The organism is Aliidongia sp. (genome assembly GCF_035943795.1).
Classification (GTDB): domain Bacteria; phylum Pseudomonadota; class Alphaproteobacteria; order ATCC43930; family CGMCC-115725; genus Aliidongia.
Map to the genome: position 1 here is coordinate 25837 of NZ_DASZBY010000064.1, position 15725 is coordinate 41561.

At 62.5% G+C, this 15725-nt stretch carries 10 protein-coding genes; 7 read left to right on the forward strand and 3 right to left on the reverse strand.

Features of this window, described 5'->3' with window-relative positions:
* The first annotated feature begins 34 nt into the window (after positions 1-34).
* Entirely contained in the window at positions 35-973 is a 939-nt protein-coding gene (locus VGV37_RS10970) for a LysR family transcriptional regulator (protein ID WP_326879706.1), read from the forward strand.
* Positions 974-1150: 177 nt separating this feature from the next.
* Positions 1151-2011 carry a hypothetical protein gene (locus tag VGV37_RS10975; protein WP_326879707.1) on the forward strand — a complete coding sequence of 287 codons (861 nt, stop codon included), beginning with the start codon at positions 1151-1153 and terminating at the stop codon, positions 2009-2011.
* Between the two features lie 38 nt (positions 2012-2049).
* On the opposite strand, the gene VGV37_RS10980 is transcribed toward VGV37_RS10975, so the two are convergent.
* Positions 2050-3594, reverse strand: a complete 1545-nt coding sequence (locus tag VGV37_RS10980; RefSeq protein WP_326879708.1) for a PAS domain-containing sensor histidine kinase — start codon at positions 3592-3594, stop codon at positions 2050-2052.
* Between the two features lie 477 nt (positions 3595-4071).
* Between VGV37_RS10980 and VGV37_RS10985 the strand changes: the two genes are divergently transcribed.
* The 4 genes from VGV37_RS10985 to VGV37_RS11000 all read left to right on the forward strand — a co-directional run bounded on the left by VGV37_RS10985 (position 4072) and on the right by VGV37_RS11000 (position 10921).
* Positions 4072-6945: an adenylyl-sulfate kinase gene (locus VGV37_RS10985; RefSeq protein WP_326879709.1), complete on the forward strand. Its 2874-nt coding sequence runs from the start codon at positions 4072-4074 to the stop codon at positions 6943-6945.
* On the forward strand, positions 6942-7544 hold the full coding sequence (locus tag VGV37_RS10990; RefSeq protein WP_326879710.1) for a gamma-glutamyl-gamma-aminobutyrate hydrolase family protein: 603 nt from the start codon (positions 6942-6944) through the stop codon (positions 7542-7544). Before VGV37_RS10985 ends, VGV37_RS10990 begins: the two co-directional genes overlap by 4 nt.
* Positions 7541-8302 carry a phosphocholine cytidylyltransferase family protein gene (locus VGV37_RS10995; RefSeq protein WP_326879711.1) on the forward strand — a complete coding sequence of 254 codons (762 nt, stop codon included), beginning with the start codon at positions 7541-7543 and terminating at the stop codon, positions 8300-8302. The genes VGV37_RS10990 and VGV37_RS10995 overlap by 4 nt, the downstream gene beginning before the upstream one ends.
* Before the next feature lie 252 nt (positions 8303-8554).
* Positions 8555-10921 carry an IS66 family transposase gene (locus VGV37_RS11000; RefSeq protein ID WP_326879712.1) on the forward strand — a complete coding sequence of 789 codons (2367 nt, stop codon included), beginning with the start codon at positions 8555-8557 and terminating at the stop codon, positions 10919-10921.
* A gap of 320 nt (positions 10922-11241) precedes the next feature.
* Here the strand turns inward: VGV37_RS11000 and VGV37_RS11005 are convergent, their stop codons facing one another.
* Both VGV37_RS11005 and VGV37_RS11010 read right to left on the reverse strand, forming a co-directional pair.
* Positions 11242-12291, reverse strand: a complete 1050-nt coding sequence (locus VGV37_RS11005) for a sulfotransferase (protein WP_326879714.1) — start codon at positions 12289-12291, stop codon at positions 11242-11244.
* Between the two features lie 20 nt (positions 12292-12311).
* Complete coding sequence (locus VGV37_RS11010) at positions 12312-13094, reverse strand: class I SAM-dependent methyltransferase (RefSeq protein WP_326879715.1); 783 nt, start codon at positions 13092-13094, stop codon at positions 12312-12314.
* Positions 13095-14040: 946 nt separating this feature from the next.
* Here VGV37_RS11010 and VGV37_RS11015 point away from each other — a divergent pair.
* Complete coding sequence (locus VGV37_RS11015; RefSeq protein WP_326879716.1) at positions 14041-15435, forward strand: TIGR03013 family XrtA/PEP-CTERM system glycosyltransferase; 1395 nt, start codon at positions 14041-14043, stop codon at positions 15433-15435.
* Positions 15436-15725 lie beyond the last annotated feature (290 nt).

A 15725-nucleotide genomic window follows, 5' to 3' on the forward strand; every position in this document is an offset into this window, starting at 1 on the left:
TACGATTTTGGATATAGCTCGCCGAGGAGGGCGCATGGACTGGACCGGTCGGCTGCGGTTGCGCAATCTGCAGATGCTGCTCAGTCTCGCGCAGACCCAGAACATCAGCCGCTCGGCCGTGGCCTTGAACACGACCCAGCCCGGCCTGTCGAAATGGCTGCGCGAGCTCGAGGCGGATATCGGGCTGCCGCTGTTCGAGCGCCATGCGCGCGGTCTGAAGCCGACGCCCTACGGCGAGGCGCTGATCGCGCACGCCCGGCGGATCGAGGCCCATCTCGACGGCGCCCGCGACGATCTGGCGGCGATGCGCGACGGCGGCAGCGGCCGGGTCGTGATCGGCGCGTCGGGCGCCTCCGCGTCGGACACGGTGCCGCTCGCCGTGTTCAAGCTGATGCAGCGGATGCCCCAGGCCTCGATCAAGCTGTTCGAGAGTACGACCGACCGTCTGCTGACCCTGCTGGGCGACGGCGACCTGGACGTCGTCGTCGGCCGGTCCAGCCGGAACTTGCCCGACCTGGCGATCCGGTCGGAAACGCTCTATGTCGAGCCGATCCATTTCGTCGCCCGGCCACGCCACCCGCTGTTCGCGAAGGCGAGCGTGGATTGGGACGACCTGTTCGCCCACCGCTGGCTGATCTGGCCCAAGGGCACGCCGATCCGCGATTCGCTCGACGACGCGCTTGCCGCGGCGGGGCGGGTGCTGCCCGCACCCTATGTCGAATCGAATTCGGTAACGCTCAACCTGACCCTGCTCAACAACAGCGACATGATCGGCCTCGCGTCGCACCGGGCAGCGATGCGGTTCGCCCAGATGAATGCGATGCGGATCGTGCCGCTGCGCCTGTCGGGTTTCGGCACGGTCACGATGTATTGGCGCGAGGATGCGGCCGGCCGTGCCGCGGTCGCCGCCACGCTCGCGTGCCTGCACGAGGTCGTGGCCGAGCAGTCGGGCCGGAAGGAACGCCCGACCTAGCGGCCGGTGAAAGCAGGGGTTGCAGGCGCCGGTCGATCATCGAGACGACCGCGGCCAACCTATTGGTCAAACACGTAGTTTTCACGTACAGTCCGGAAAAAACGGACCCGCGTTTTCCGGGGAGCGCCGTTCATTCGGGCCGCAGCAACTATGACACTTCTTTCGAGCCGTCTGCTCATGCTCCTTTTGCTTCTGTTTCCGGCAAGCGCCGGGGCGGCGGAACGGCTCGATGTGGTCTATCCGGTGCTCGACGGCCGGGACGTCACGCGACAGCTGCAATTTTCCCTGCTCCGCCTCGCGCTCGAGAAATCCGGGCAGCCCTACGTCATCAGGCCCTACGACAGTTCGTCGATGACCAATGCGCGCATGCAGGAATTCCTGGCCGACGGACAACCGCTCACCGTCGCCTGGTTCGGCACCAGTGCCGATGCGGAGCGTCGCTTTCTGCCGGTGCGGATTCCGCTCACCCGGGGGTTGATCGGGGTCAGGCTCCTGCTCATCGCGAAGGATCGGCAGGCGGATTTCGATCGCGTCCGCAGACTGAACGATTTGAGTAGCCTGTTGGCCGGCCAAGGCTTCGGGTGGGCCGACATCGAGATCCTGCGGCATTCGGGCCTTCAGGTGAGCGTTGCGCCGATGGAAAACCTGTTCGGGCTCACGGCCTTGAAGCGCATCGACTATTTTCCGCTCGGCGCCAATGAGATCTACGACCTGCTGGAGCAGCATCGCGATGTCGACGGTCTGGCCGTGGAACAAGACCTGGCGTTGCATTTCTTCCATTTCGACATGTTCTTCTTCGTCAATCGGGCAAACGAAGCCCTGGGCCAGGCCTTGCAACAAGGGCTCGAACGGGCCTATGCCGACGGCTCCTTCATGACGACCTTCAACGCCCATCCGGACATCGTCGCCTTGCGGCACGTGGCCAATCTGGAACACCGGCGCTGGCTCGAGGTGCCGAACCCGTTGCTCAGTGCGGAGACCAGCGCGCTGCCGGCGCGATATTGGGAAGAACCTTCGCACGGTGCCAACGTCGACTGAGGATGATCCGTCGATCGTTCCGGACTCGTATCGATATTCTAGGCGCCGAGGCGCATGGTCCGGGACTCTGGGAACGTGACGATGGCTCGGGTACCCAGGTCGATTTCGCTGGTAATGATGACCTGGCCGCCGTGCATCTCGGCCAGTCGCTTGACCAGGGGCAGCCCCAGTCCGGTACCGTCGGCCCGGCGATTCCTGGCATTGTCCGCCTGCCAGAAGGCCTCGAAGACCCTGGGCAGGTCCTCGGGCTCGATGCCGCAGCCATTGTCGTCCACCGTGATGACGAAGCTGCCCTCGGGGTCCATGGCGGCGGAAAGCACGACCTCGCCGCCCGGCGGCGTGAACTTGATCGCGTTCGACAGCAGGTTCAGCAGGATCTGCTTCAATCGGATGGGATCGGCGCGCAGGTAGGGTACCGGCGTGGCCACCTCCAGCTTCAGGGCGACTTTTCCGGCCAGAGCCTTCGCCTCGACGATGCCGGCGGCCGCCCTGAATTCCGCCCCGAGGTCGAGCGGTTCCTCGTGCAGCACCAACTCGCCGGCCTCGACCTTCGCATAGTCCAGGATGTCGTTGATCAGGTTGAGCAGCAGGTGGCCGCCGGCCTCGATCTGTGCGGCATATTCCTTGTATTTCGGGTTGCCGAGCGGTCCCAAGGTTCCGCCGCGGATCATCTCCGAATAGCCGATGATCGCGTTGAGCGGCGTGCGCAGCTCGTGGCTCATGTTGGAGAAGAAGGCGGTGCGTGCCAGGTTGGCGCGCTCCGCCTCGGCCCGGGCAGCCTCCAACCGTTCTTCGATCGCCTTCTGCTGGCTGAAGTCGCGCGAGGTCGTGACGATTTCCACCGGTTCGCCGCCGGCCCGATTCCTCAGATACTGCATGACCAGATGCAGCCACAGATAGGCCCCGTCCTTCCGCTTGGCACGATAGATCACCGATGCGGTCGGCTCGCCGGCGTGCAGGCGATGGCAGGCCGCTTCCAGCAGATGCCGGTCGTCCGGATGGGCGAGGTCTTGGGCCGGAAGGCCGACCAGCTCGTCCGGCGTATAGCCCATGATCGGCAGGCAGGCCGGCGAGATGTAGGTCTGCCGGCCCGCAAGGTCGATGCGGCCGATCATGTCGGTCGAATTGTCGGCGAGCAGCCGGTAGCGCTCCTCGCTCGCATGCAGATCCTGATAGGCCAGCTCGCGATCGTTCACGTCGCGTACGACGGCGTGCATCAACCGAACCTTGCCGGTTTCGGGATCGAGGGTCGGGCTGCGCCGGACCTCGACCCAGAGATAGCTGCCGTCCTTGCGTCGTGTCCGATAGGTGCTGCGGGTCGGCACGCCATGCTTGACCGTGCCGTCCCGCTCGCGGGCGACGCGGTCGGCATCGTCGGGATGAACGCTCTCGACGAAGTCGCTGGCGAGATATTCCTCAGGCGAATAGCCGGTCAGGACGAGGGACGCGGGCGAAATATACTGGCGACGGCCTTCCTCGGCATTGTAGGCGAGGATCATGTCGGTCGAGTTTTCGGCCAGCAGCCGATACAGCTCTTCGCTTTTGGTCTCGGCCGCTTCCGATGCCATCCGATCCTCGGTCATGCTCGTGTGATCGATCGCTCGACGGCTTCGTCGGGGCTTGTTCGATCAAAAGTTCCAGGCGATCCAGGCCATGCGTCGAAGACGGCAAAAGATCGCCGGTCCGGACCCGTTCGAATATCGACGATTTTCGACAACTCTTCCGCGATTCGCAACAAAGCTACGGAGTTGATCGGAAGAAATGGTTAACGGCTTTTGGTTCGATCGGCGTCAACTCGTCTGTTGTCGGCTGAACCTCGAAACGATCCTTGTCGCCGCTCTTCGGCCCGCGATCGTCCGTGCCGTTCCGCCCCGAACTTCCGCGCGGAGCGGTCGTCCGCAATGCCCAAAAACGATCGGGCGGCGCAGCTTAATCGGCTGATCCATTAACGTATATGATAGAATTCTTACACAGAATGACGGTGACCGGTTCGGTCATTCGCCGAGGGCCCTGGTTTGACAATTTCGATCGAAGAATCAAAAAAGCGGGAGCAGGAAACGTTGGAGGCCGCGGGACGCGTATTCTGGATCACCGGTTTGTCCGGTGCCGGAAAGACGACGGTAGGACGCGCGCTCTGCGACCGATTGAGGTCGGCGGGCCGGCCGGTCGTGTTCCTCGACGGCGACGCGCTGCGCGCGGCCATTTCCGAGGATCTCGGCCATACGACGGATAGCCGGCAGCGCTCGGCGATGCGCAATGCCCGGCTGTGCCAGCTGTTGGCCGGCCAGGGCAACGACGTGGTCTGCGCGACCATCTCGCTGTTTCACGAGGTCCAGCGCTGGAATCGCGAAAACATTCCAGGCTATCGCGAGATCTATCTGCAGGTGCCGATCGACGAGCTGCGACGTCGGGATACCAAGGGTATCTATGCCGGTGCCCATCGCGGCGAGCTGCGCGACGTGGTCGGGCTCGACGTGCCGGCACAGGTTCCAGAAACGCCGGATCTCGTCCTCGACAATCACGGGTCGCTCGACCCCACGGCGGCGGTCGAGCGCATCTGGGCCGTTTGCGCGCTGCGCGAAAAGACGCCGGCTGCCGGACCGGCCCATGGCTTCACCACGAAAGCGGAAACGCTCGAGGCGCTGGCGCCGTTGTTGCGCCATGGCCGTGTCCTGCCCCAGGTCCGCCTGACCGTCGGGGAGTGGCGTGCAGACCCTGCCGGGGTGCTGACCCACATCGCGGCAGTGCCGTGGAGTGCCGGCTCGCTGATCGTGCGCAGCAGCGCGCGCGACGAGGACGGTGTCGCCGGTTCCCAGGCCGGACGCTATGATTCCGTGCTCGGCGTCGCGGGGACCACGGTGGCGTTGACCCGGGCGATCGACCAGGTCATCGCGTCCTTCACCGACGGCGGTCGGCCCGATGACCAGGTCTTCGTGCAGCCGATGCTGGACAGCGTCGCGATGGCGGGCGTCGCATTCTCGCGCAGCCCCAGCGGTGGCGGCCCTTATGTCATCGTCAACTATGACGACCGCACCGGCCGCACCGACCAGGTGACCGCCGGCGTCGGCGACCGGCTCGAAACCTTCCTGTGCCTGAAATCCCGCATCGACGCCTGTCCACCGGCCCTGGCGCCGATCGTGACCCTGATGGGGGAACTCGAGACGCTGCTGGCCTGCAATGCGATCGATGTGGAATTCGCGCAGGGCGGCGACGGACATCTCTACCTGCTGCAGGTTCGACCGCTCGCCGTCGATCATCATGGCAAGGCGGGGGATGCCGAGATCGAGGCCGTGCTGGCCGACATCGCGCGCAAGGTGGAGCTGCTCAATCGGCCTCATCCGTTCCTGCATGGCAGCCGGACGATCTTCGGCGTCATGCCGGACTGGAACCCCGCCGAGATCATCGGCCTGCGCCCGTATCCGCTGTCGCTTTCGCTCTATCGCGAGCTGATCACCGACGCGATCTGGGCCTATCAGCGCGACAATTACGGCTACCAGAATCTGCGCAGCTTTCCTCTGCTGGTCAGCTTCCAGGGTCTGCCCTACATCGACGTGCGGGTCAGCTTCAATTCCTTCGTGCCGAGCGATGTGCCGAGCGAGTTGGCCGGACGGCTGGTGAACTATTACATCGATCGGCTGCTCGCCGAGCCGCATCTGCACGACAAGGTGGAATTCGAGATCATCTTCTCCTGCTACACGCTGGACCTGCCGGAGCGGCTCCAGCGGTTGCGGGAACATGGCTTCTCGGAACAGGATGTCCAGGAACTGACCTGCGCGCTGCGTCGCCTGACCAACCGGGTCATCCACGGCGAGACCGCGCTGTGGCGCCACGACCGCGCGAAGGTCGACGTGCTGGCCCAGCGGCTGCCGATGATCGCCGGCGCCGAGATCGACAAGATCAGCCGCATCTATTGGCTGATCGAAGATTGCAAGCGCTATGGCACGCTGCCGTTCGCCGGCCTGGCGCGAGCCGGCTTCATCGCGGTTCAGTTGCTGCAGTCGTTCGTCGCGGTCGGCGTGCTCGACGCGGAGGAACATGCGACCTTCATGGCGAGCGTGGACACCGTCGGTTCCCGCATCGGCCATGATTTCGGCCGCCTGGACAAGGCGGGTTTCCTGGAGCGCTACGGGCACCTGCGACCGGGTACCTACGACATCCTGTCGCCGCGCTACGACGAGGCGCCGGATCTCTATTTCGACTGGTCGAGCGCCGAGCCGTGCCAAGGCGGATCGCCGCGCTTCGCGCTGTCGATCGAGCAATTGCGCCGCATCGAGCACATGCTGAAGGAGCACGAGCTCGACATCGACGTGCTGAGCCTGATGGAATTCATCAAGGCGGGCATCGAGGGGCGCGAGTATGCAAAGTTCGTGTTCACCCGCAGCCTGAGCGACGCCCTGTCGCAGATCCGCGAGCTGGGGGCCGATCACGGCCTGTCGGCCGAGGATTGCGCCTACCTGAACTACGACGCGATCCGCGCGCTCTACAGCCAGAGCGGGTCGGTCAGCGAGATCCTGCGCGAGAGTGTCGCCCGCGGCCGTGAAAGCCATGCGCTGACCCGCAAGCTGATCCTGCCGCCGATCATTTCGGCACCCGAGCAGGTCTTCGCCTTCCACCTGCCGCCTAGCCAACCGAATTTCATCACGCGCAAGACCATCACCGCGCCCGTCGCCAAGGTCGGCGATCCACCGGAAAGCTTCGCCGGCCGTATCCTGTTCGTGCCCAGTGCCGATCCCGGCTTCGACTGGATCTTCACGCGCGGCATCAGCGGTTTCGTGACCCAGTTCGGCGGCGTCAATTCCCACATGGCGATCCGGGCCGGCGAGTTGGGCATTCCCGCCGTGATCGGTGCGGGTGAGGCTCTGTTCGAACAATGGCGGGGCGCGCAGAAGCTCAGTCTCGACTGCATGAACCAGAAGGTCTCGATCATCGCATGAAAGCGGTCGCCATCACCCAGCGGGTCACGGTCGTGCCGGCCTATGGCGAGCGCCGAGATTGCCTGGACCAGGCCTGGATCTGCTTTCTGGCGGCCTGCGGGCTGTTGCCCGTCGTGCTGCCCAATCTCGCCGAGGCGGCGGTGGCGCTGTGCGAGCGGGCCGGGGTTGACGGCCTGGTGCTGACCGGCGGCAACGACCTGGTGGCGGTCGGCGGCGACGCGCCCGAGCGGGACGAGACGGAGAACGCCGTCATGGACTGGGCGGAACATCGCGGATTGCCCATCCTGGGCGTCTGCCGGGGCATGCAGGTGATCCAGCATCGCCAGGGAATAGCACTCACCCGGGTCGAGGGGCACGTGACGCCGCGACAGATGATCCGTATCGAGGGGGAATCCAAGGAAGTGAACAGCTATCATAATTTCGCCGCGTTCGATTCGCGCCCGCCGCTCGATGTCTGGGCGATCGCGGACGACGGCGTGGTCGAGGCGGTGCGCGATCCCGGGCGGCGGACGACCGGCATCATGTGGCATCCGGAGCGGCTGAGCCCATTCTCGCCGAGCGACGTGGCACTGTTCCGCCGCGTCTTCGAGGCCGAATGATGCGCGCCCTGATCCTGGCCGCGGGACGCGGCAGCCGGATGAAGGAAATCGGCGACGAGCGCCCGAAATGCCTGGTCCAGCTGGCCGGCAAGCCGCTGATCGAGCGCCAGATGGCGGCGCTGCGCCGTGGCGGCATCGAGGAGATCGGCGTCGTGCGCGGCTATCGCGCCGAGATGATCGATTATCCGGGGCTGACCTATTTCGCCAACGAGCGCTGGTCCGAGACCAACATGGTGATGTCGCTGGCCGCGGCGGCCGAATGGCTGCGGGCCGGGCCGGTCGTCGTCAGCTATGCCGACATCTTCTATCGCAACGAACTGGTCCGCGGCCTGGCCGATGCGCCGGGCCAGATGGTGATCGCCTATGACCGGGCCTGGCGCCGCCTATGGACCCGGCGCTTCGCCGATCCGCTGTCCGACGCGGAGACATTCCGCCGCGACGCGGCCGGCAACCTCGTCGAGATCGGCGGCAAGACGACGCGGATCGAGGATATCGAGGGGCAGTACATGGGACTGCTCAAATTCACCCCGCCCGCCTGGGCCGCGATCGAAGCGCTGCTGAGCGGGCTCGAGCCGCCGGTTCGCGACCGCCTCGACATGACCGGCATGCTGCGTCGCCTGATCGCCGCCGGCACGTGCCCGATCGGCACCTTCGGCACCGAAGGGCAATGGGGCGAAATCGACAATCCCGAGGATGCCGAGCTCTATCAGATCATGGAGCGCGAAGGCGAACTGCAGCTCGAAGAAACGGGGCGATAGGATCGATCGCGGCGGCTGCCGAAATTCGTTGCAAGCAACTTCTTTGAGCAATCAGTTTGTCGGACACCATGAAATACGGCGACTTTGTGAGATTGGCCGGCAACTACTTCGGGCTCCCACCGGTACGGATCAAGACCGCGATCTGAGCTCTCTGAGATTGGACTCCGCGAAGATCGACGCGGAGTGCCGCCCCGCAGTTCTCAGAATTCTCGCCTGGGTTGATCGGAAAGCCGATAGAAAACGATTATGATAGTGGAAGCGAGCCTGCGGGATACCTCCCTTTCGGCCGAGGTCCGAGCGGCCGATCATGCAGCACGTGTGGCCCGGAAGGCGGAACATCTCAAGTATTTTGATGTGCTCGGGATGGACGATATCGTCGCTATCGTAGCGTGGGGGCGAAGCGCGTCGCTGCTTCTGGCAAGTTATCTAGACAGTCACACCAATGTTCTCATGTTGCAACGGGAAGCCAGCGAACGAATTATTCAGTTTTTCGAAGAAACCCGAAACTTGTCGTTGTGGGAACGGCTGCTGGCGTACCCCGCCTATACAGATGCACACGGGCATCCGTTCTTTCATGGGGAATTTGCCATTTCGGAATTGGACTATCGGGCGGCCATCGACTCGTTGATCGAGAAATATGGTGATCGGCCGGTCGATGTACTTGCATCGCATCGCGCGTTCTTTCAGTTCGTCTATGCAGCCTACAATGTTGCGCGTGACTATCGACCGGCGATACCGCGCCCCTCTCTAGTCTATTTTCAGCATCATCGGTCCGACAAACTCGCGGCGTATCTGTCGCGGGATTTCCCTAAGGTGCGCTTCCTGCACACCATCCGCCATCCCATTGCCTGTTTCCGGTCGTCCGTCGAGCGTAGTCAGTACATGGGGCTTGCCGATGGGCGATTGCCGCAACTGAACTATCTCAGCGCGGTTCTGTCGATTGCAGTCAATCTAACGAATCTGGATCATCCGCACGACCATGCTGACGCGCGCACGAGTGCGGTCCGCTTCGAGGACTTGCAGACTCACCCCGAGGAGACGATGCGAAACGTGGCGGCGTGGCTAGGACTGCCATGGCGCGCATCCCTGGCCACAAGCACGTTCAACGGGATTCCCTATGTCGTCGAGCGAACCGGAGGAGACTGGGTAGGGTCCCAGCCAGCGCAAATAAATAATCCGTCGCGCGGTGTAAGTCGATGGGATCAAGCCGTATTATTCTCGTTATTTCACGAGAATTTCATCGCCTGGGGCTACCCCTCTCCAGCGCATTTTCGCTTCGGCTGTTTGCGCTGGTCAATAGTATTCATGCTCGCGTTCATTCCCATGTCGCTAGAATGGATCGTGGCGCGCAACATCCTGCGGGTCCAAATAAAACCGGCGCTCAGGTTGGGCGATTTTCGCTTCGCCGTGCGAGCTGCCCGTCGACCTCTTGCCTGCCATGTCGCTCTCGTCAAACATGTCGCCGGGGTGCTCTGGCGGCGTCGGCGCGGACAGGCAGGCAATCGAACGGCTGGCAAACGGGGAAATCCCGCGCTTTTTACAATACTAGCGCCGAGCGATGCTGCCGCTTGCACGCCCAGTATAGTGCCAATCGCCGTTGCGAGTGCGCGGGATCTTGGCGATGTCGACTCTTCGGTGGCGGCGCTCCTGACCAAATATCGTGCGGGGGACATCCCCAATCTTTGCCGCGATGAGATCGTGCGAGGGAAACTTCCCGCCGGTCACGGCACCGCTGCAGTGCATATGACCGAGGCTCTCACCTTGCTTGACCCGCTCGTCCGCCGCATTCGAGCGCATGTCGCCGCCAGCGACATGCTTCATGTCGCTGATCTACCCGTCGCGGTGCATACGACGGGGCAGCCGAAGCAGGGGAGGGTTTGGACTTATATTCGAGACTTGCGGTCGGTCGATATGGCCTCCGCGCCAGCGGTGAGCGTTTTTTACAGCGCGGATCGCAGTACCGAAATCCAACTTGGTCACCTGCCGGGTTTCACGGGGTTTCTGCAGACTAGTTCGACCTTGGAACTGAAATCTGATGCGGGGGCGTCTCGGCCGATTATTAATGTCGCGTCTTGGGCCCACTGCCGGAACAAGTTTTCCGAGATGCCGACGCCCTGCCATTTCCCGATGATCAAAGAAGCGTTGGATCGCTTGGACGATATTTTCCTGATCGATGCCGACGCCCGATACTCGTCGCTCGCCGAACGGGCAACGCAGCGGGCGGCGCAGCGCGTCCTCGTGCAGCGGCTCTTCACATGGAGCGAAGGCGCATGCGGTCAGATCGACCCAAAATCCGGCCTCGCCGCAGCGTTCCGTTATATGCTTGATCGGCGTGCCTCACTCAGCCGGATCTTCGACCATGACGGCACAGATTTCGAAAACGTCGCAATTATGCGTATAGTGGCCGGATTGTCGTGGGATCGGGCCATCTGGTGGGGGCCGGATTCACGCGAAGATGGCGATCATGCGGCTCAAGCCTATACCGTCATCGAAAGCGCCAAGCTCAACGATCTCGACGTTCAAGCCTATCTGCGGGAGATCCTCTTACAACTGAAACGCCCGCAGGCCGTCGTTGAACTGGAACCGCTGCTGCCGTGGAATTATGGTCGATCCCGTTAAGATCAAGCCGGAAATCGGCAGCTTTAGAGCGGGTATCCGCCAAGAAGCTCGGCATCGGCTTTCACATCGCCTTAAGTCCCGAGTGCCTGCGGAAGATTAGTCGGGCAAGGAGTTTTACAAAGCATCCTTCACTATCAGCGGCCTGCCGAATGCGTTGCCCTCGGCTGTAGCTGAGCTCTTTAAAGTTGTCGATAAGCCCCTCTCGCTCCGGCCTGGCCGGAAAGGTGTTTGGCAAGGAGTTTCAGGAGGGCGTCGGTCCTTGCTCTCGATTGACCGAGACGTCGTCCGATGGATTTTGGTACACCCTATTGGTTTCGGGTTCATGATTCTCCGCCTAGACTATGGGCACCGCCGTTCGCGACCTCCACCGGCTTCGGTTCCTGGTCGTTCATGAACATCTGCCCCGGAACGCTGTCGGCGATGACCTCGGTGATCGAGTCGATCTGCTCCTGCGTCAATCGGCGACGCCACCCCCAGGTCGCGTCGGCCGCATTCCGCCTCAGATTGTAATAGCCTTCCTTGCCGGTCGCCTCCGTACTCCAGGCGATGTACTTTTCCGTCTGCTCGCCCCATGACAAGCCGCAAAAATCGAACAGGCGCTTGCCGGCCGCGACGGGATTCTGCGTCAGGTCGAACAGGCGCTCGGCGGTGAAATGCTTCGCGCCGGCCAGTTGCTCCAGCGCGATCTCGTTATGGATCACCCAGGCCCAGGCCAGTTGCGCCATGGGAGGCAGTTTGGCCAGTTTGGCGGGGTCCAGATTGCGCCGACGCCCCTGTTCCGTGCCGGCAAGAACCGTCATGAGTTCGTCGAACCGCTCGGTGCCCGCCATTTCGGGCATCCGCAGATAGGATTCGATCTGTCCCCACGGATGGCGCAACACCAGGATGAACCGGCTCTCGGGGGCGGCGCGCGACAGCAGGCCGGCTCGCCCCATGGCACTGACCGACGAGATGACGAAGCGGCGCCGGGCGGCGGAGCGGGGATCGGCGAAATCCGAAATCTCGAGCGAATTGGTGAATCGTCTCACCACCGGCGTCCGCTCGGCGGCCTTGACCAAGGCGATCAATCCAAGCCGCAGCTTGCTGGCGACCGGTCCGCGATAGTTCTTTGCGAACATCGGCAAGGGGCCGGCGGCCTTGAGGCAGCGGCGCTCGGCCAGGGCATTCAACCAGGCCTGGGTCTGGGGAATGAACTGTTCGGCTTGTTGCAGTTCACAGATCGTTGGTATCTCGTAATTGCGGACCGCGATGTCGGGTTCGTGCCGGTAGAGCGCGTCGGGATGGCTGTCGAACAGTTTCGACAGCCAAGCCGTACCCGAACGCGGCGAGCCCAGCACGAAGATCGTGCGATCGTCGTAAGCGTAGCTCATGGTTGTGCGACCGATCCGGCTCAGACCCGCCGCGCGGTCCAGGCCCGGGTCAGGTAGGTGGTTTCGATCGTGGCCAGGCCGGCGGTCTTGCCCTCGATATAGCGGATGAAGGCGGCGAACAGGTCGGTGCCGAGTTGGACCTGCAGATCGTTCACTGAGCGCCAGGCGCCGATATATTGCTCCGGCGTCTGATGGCTGACATGGCGGCCTTCGAGATAGACCACGTCGTCGAAGCCGGGCGTGGCCCAAAGCTTGTCGTTCAACCGGTCGGTCAGGCCGGAGCGGCCGGACGAAACGCGCTTGATGTCCGGCTTCAGCCGGCCGATTTCCGCCTCGATCTCGACGAGCAGCGGATTGACCTCGATCAGCCGGGGGTTCCAGACCGCGACGAAACGGCCGCCCGGACGAAGGATCCGCTGAAACTCAGCGCAACCCTTGTCGTAGTCGACCCAATGGAACGACGAGGCCATGCTGACCAGATCCACGGAAGCATCCGGCAGGCCGGTCGCCTCGCCATTGCCCTTGCGCCAGGAAATGCTGGTGCCCTTCGAGGCGAGGATACCCTGTTCCCGCATATCGTCGTTCGGTTCGACGGCCACCACCGACCGGGGCTCGCGCTCCGCCAGCATGCGGGTCCAGATGCCGGTGCCGGCACCGACGTCCGCGATGTCCGCTTCAGCGACCGGCGGCTTGACCAGCGCCAGGATCGACGTCAGAACGCTCGGCGCATAGCCAGGGCGGTAGCGCGAGTAGTCTCCCGCGAGACCGGTGAAGTCTCCAAGATTCTTGGGGGCTTGCGTCATTCGTTGCTCCATTGAAACAGTTTGTTCGTTTATTTTTCGAAAGGGATATCAAAACTCGAGGTCTGCCCATCGTCGTCCGATGCCGTGGGCCTGGCCGAAGCCCGGACCTCATCGGGGTGTCGCAGTCTCTTGTAGGGATATCCAAAATCTGTAACTAAAATTTTAACTAACCGTCACATTCTATTCGGGAAGCCGGCGGGGTGCAAAGGTCAAACGCCTGTTACCCGCGGAAACCGTGAATAGATCGGAGGACTTCGGGCGGATGGGGCAATCGGCGATTCGTCGAATGCGCCCGGCGCGAGAAGAATGGAATGAAAAATTGAGACGGAGTGCGACTTTTCCGGATTTTAAGCGTCGCTTGGCCGCTGGGTCCACGGGAAGACTGAGGCTTTTATCTCAAATCCCAATCTTCCTGCAGCGCGGACTGAGCGCTTTTGTCTGAGCGTCGCTGGGATTTCTCAAAAAATTCGGCGAACCGAATGTCAATCCGTCTCGAACCGTATTCATGATTGATTCAGATCCAGGCGCTAAAGCTTTAGCTCTCAAGGCCTTTCTGCGTTCCCTTACTAATATACAAACTTCCGCTAAAATCGAGTGATCTGGATCACACGTGTTTTGATGAAAATTCGTTATAAATACGGGAGGTCGACGTGCTGTGAGCTTGGCTCGTCCTTCGCGTGTGTTTTGAAAACGCAACACAGCCAGAACTCGATACCTCGCCTGCATGACGGGTCTCCTTCGCAGAGGTCACGAAATTAACATAATTTGAAGATCTTTTGTGATAAGTGTTGGGTCATAACGATCATGCTTTTCACCAGACTCGTGCCTTTGGCGCGAGTGATTGCTTTCGCGCTGTAAACGCTTTGTCGACGCCTCCCTCGATGAGCATCGGTGGATCAAGAAAATGTTTGTCAACCAGCGATATATCCCTAATTCAAGTTTTGTTTTGGCGATTTTGGACCTTGCGGCTCTCCTGCTCGCACAAAGCCTCATTTTCGGTGAGGTCCATGAGCGGCTGCAGCTCGCCTCGCCGTTGCAGGCGGTTGCGGTCCTGGTGCCGTACATTCTCGTCAACATGCTGTTCCTCTACGCGGTCGGCTGCTTTCGCCAGGACACGCTGATCAACCCGATCGGGTCGATGTCGCGCGTGCCGGTGGCACTGATCTTCAGCGGCGGCCTGCAATTCTTTTACCTGCACTACGGGTTGGCCGGCCTCTACGTGCACGAGCCGGTGTTCCTCAGCATCAGCGCCTGCGCGATCATCGTGCTGACCATGACCGGCATCTCGTTCGGCGCCGCCAGCGCCAGCCGCATGTCCTTCTACTTCATGATCCGCCGCCATTGGTTTCGCCGGCGCATCCTGGTGATCGGTACGGGGCAGCGCGGCGCCTATCTGCAGTCCCTGATGAACCAGGCGACGCACAAAGCCGTGTCGAACCTGATGTTCGTGCCGCAGAGCGTGCTCGGCATCGCGGACTCCATCTCGTCGCCGGCCGAAACCGTGTCCGGTGCCGCCGTCATCGCCGTCGGCAACAAGTCGATCGAGGACCTCGCCGAGGAATTGGGCGTGGACGAGATCGTCGTTGCCGCCGACGAGCGCCGCGGCCTTTCCATCAAGCGCCTGCTCGCCTGCAAGGCGGCCGGCATTCCGGTCACCGAATTCGCCAGCTTCATCGAGCGGGAAACCGGTCGCGTCGACCTGCGCTGGCTCGAACTATCCTGGCTGGTCTATTCGAACGGCTTCCAGCGGCGCGCGCTCGACGTCGCCATGAAGCGCGTCTTCGACGTCTCGTTCAGCCTGATTATCCTGACCGTGACCTTCCCGGTTCTCCTGGCCGCGATGGCGGCGGTGTACCTCGAGTCCGGTGGGCCGGTGTTCTATCGGCAGGAACGCGTCACCAGCTTCGGTCGTGCCTTCCGCCTGATCAAGCTGCGCTCGATGCGCCAGGACGCCGAAAAAGGCGGCCCGCAGTGGGCAAACGTCAACGACTCGCGGGTTACCCAGGTCGGGGCCTTCCTGCGCAAGTCGCGCATCGACGAGATCCCGCAGCTGTTCAACGTGATCCTGGGCGACATGTCGCTGGTCGGACCGCGGCCCGAGCGGCCGGTGTTCACCGCCCAGCTGTCGAAGGACATCTCGCTCTACGACCTGCGCCATTCGGTGCGTGCCGGTCTGACGGGCTGGGCGCAGATCAACTACCCCTACGGCGCCTCGGTCGAGGATTCGCGCAAGAAGCTGGAATACGACCTCTACTACATCAAGAACTACAGCATCATCCGCGATGCCCTGATCCTGCTGCAGACCCTGCGCGTGGTGATCTGGACGCAAGGCGCGCGGTAGTCCTCGCGCCTCCCAAAGCATGCCGTCCAGGACGGGCGGCATGCTGGAACGAAAATGGCGCCCATTATCGCGGGCGCCGTTTTTCGTTGGATCGGAGCCCAAGCTCCGGTAACTGGGACTGCGCTACTGCTGGAGCAACCGAGCGATAAAGTCCGCAACCTTCCCACCTGGAAATAGCCGTGAAGGAACGCCGGCCTCGTATGCCGCCGTCAGGTTGTCGTCCCGGGCGCCGACGAACACACAACGATCAGCCGAAAGCTCCCATCGGCCCAGCAATTTCTCCAGGCCTT

What these genes read in the sequence shown, in the direction of transcription:
- VGV37_RS10970 (WP_326879706.1), top strand. Translation starts at nt 35, where the DNA reads ATGGACTGGACCGGTCGGCTGCGGTTGCGCAATCTGCAGATGCTGCTC.
- VGV37_RS10975 (WP_326879707.1), top strand. Translation starts at nt 1,151, where the DNA reads ATGCTCCTTTTGCTTCTGTTTCCGGCAAGCGCCGGGGCGGCGGAACGG.
- VGV37_RS10980 (WP_326879708.1), bottom strand. Translation starts at nt 3,594, where the DNA reads ATGACCGAGGATCGGATGGCATCGGAAGCGGCCGAGACCAAAAGCGAA.
- VGV37_RS10990 (WP_326879710.1), top strand. Translation starts at nt 6,942, where the DNA reads ATGAAAGCGGTCGCCATCACCCAGCGGGTCACGGTCGTGCCGGCCTAT.
- VGV37_RS10995 (WP_326879711.1), top strand. Translation starts at nt 7,541, where the DNA reads ATGATGCGCGCCCTGATCCTGGCCGCGGGACGCGGCAGCCGGATGAAG.
- VGV37_RS11005 (WP_326879714.1), bottom strand. Translation starts at nt 12,291, where the DNA reads ATGAGCTACGCTTACGACGATCGCACGATCTTCGTGCTGGGCTCGCCG.
- VGV37_RS11010 (WP_326879715.1), bottom strand. Translation starts at nt 13,094, where the DNA reads ATGACGCAAGCCCCCAAGAATCTTGGAGACTTCACCGGTCTCGCGGGA.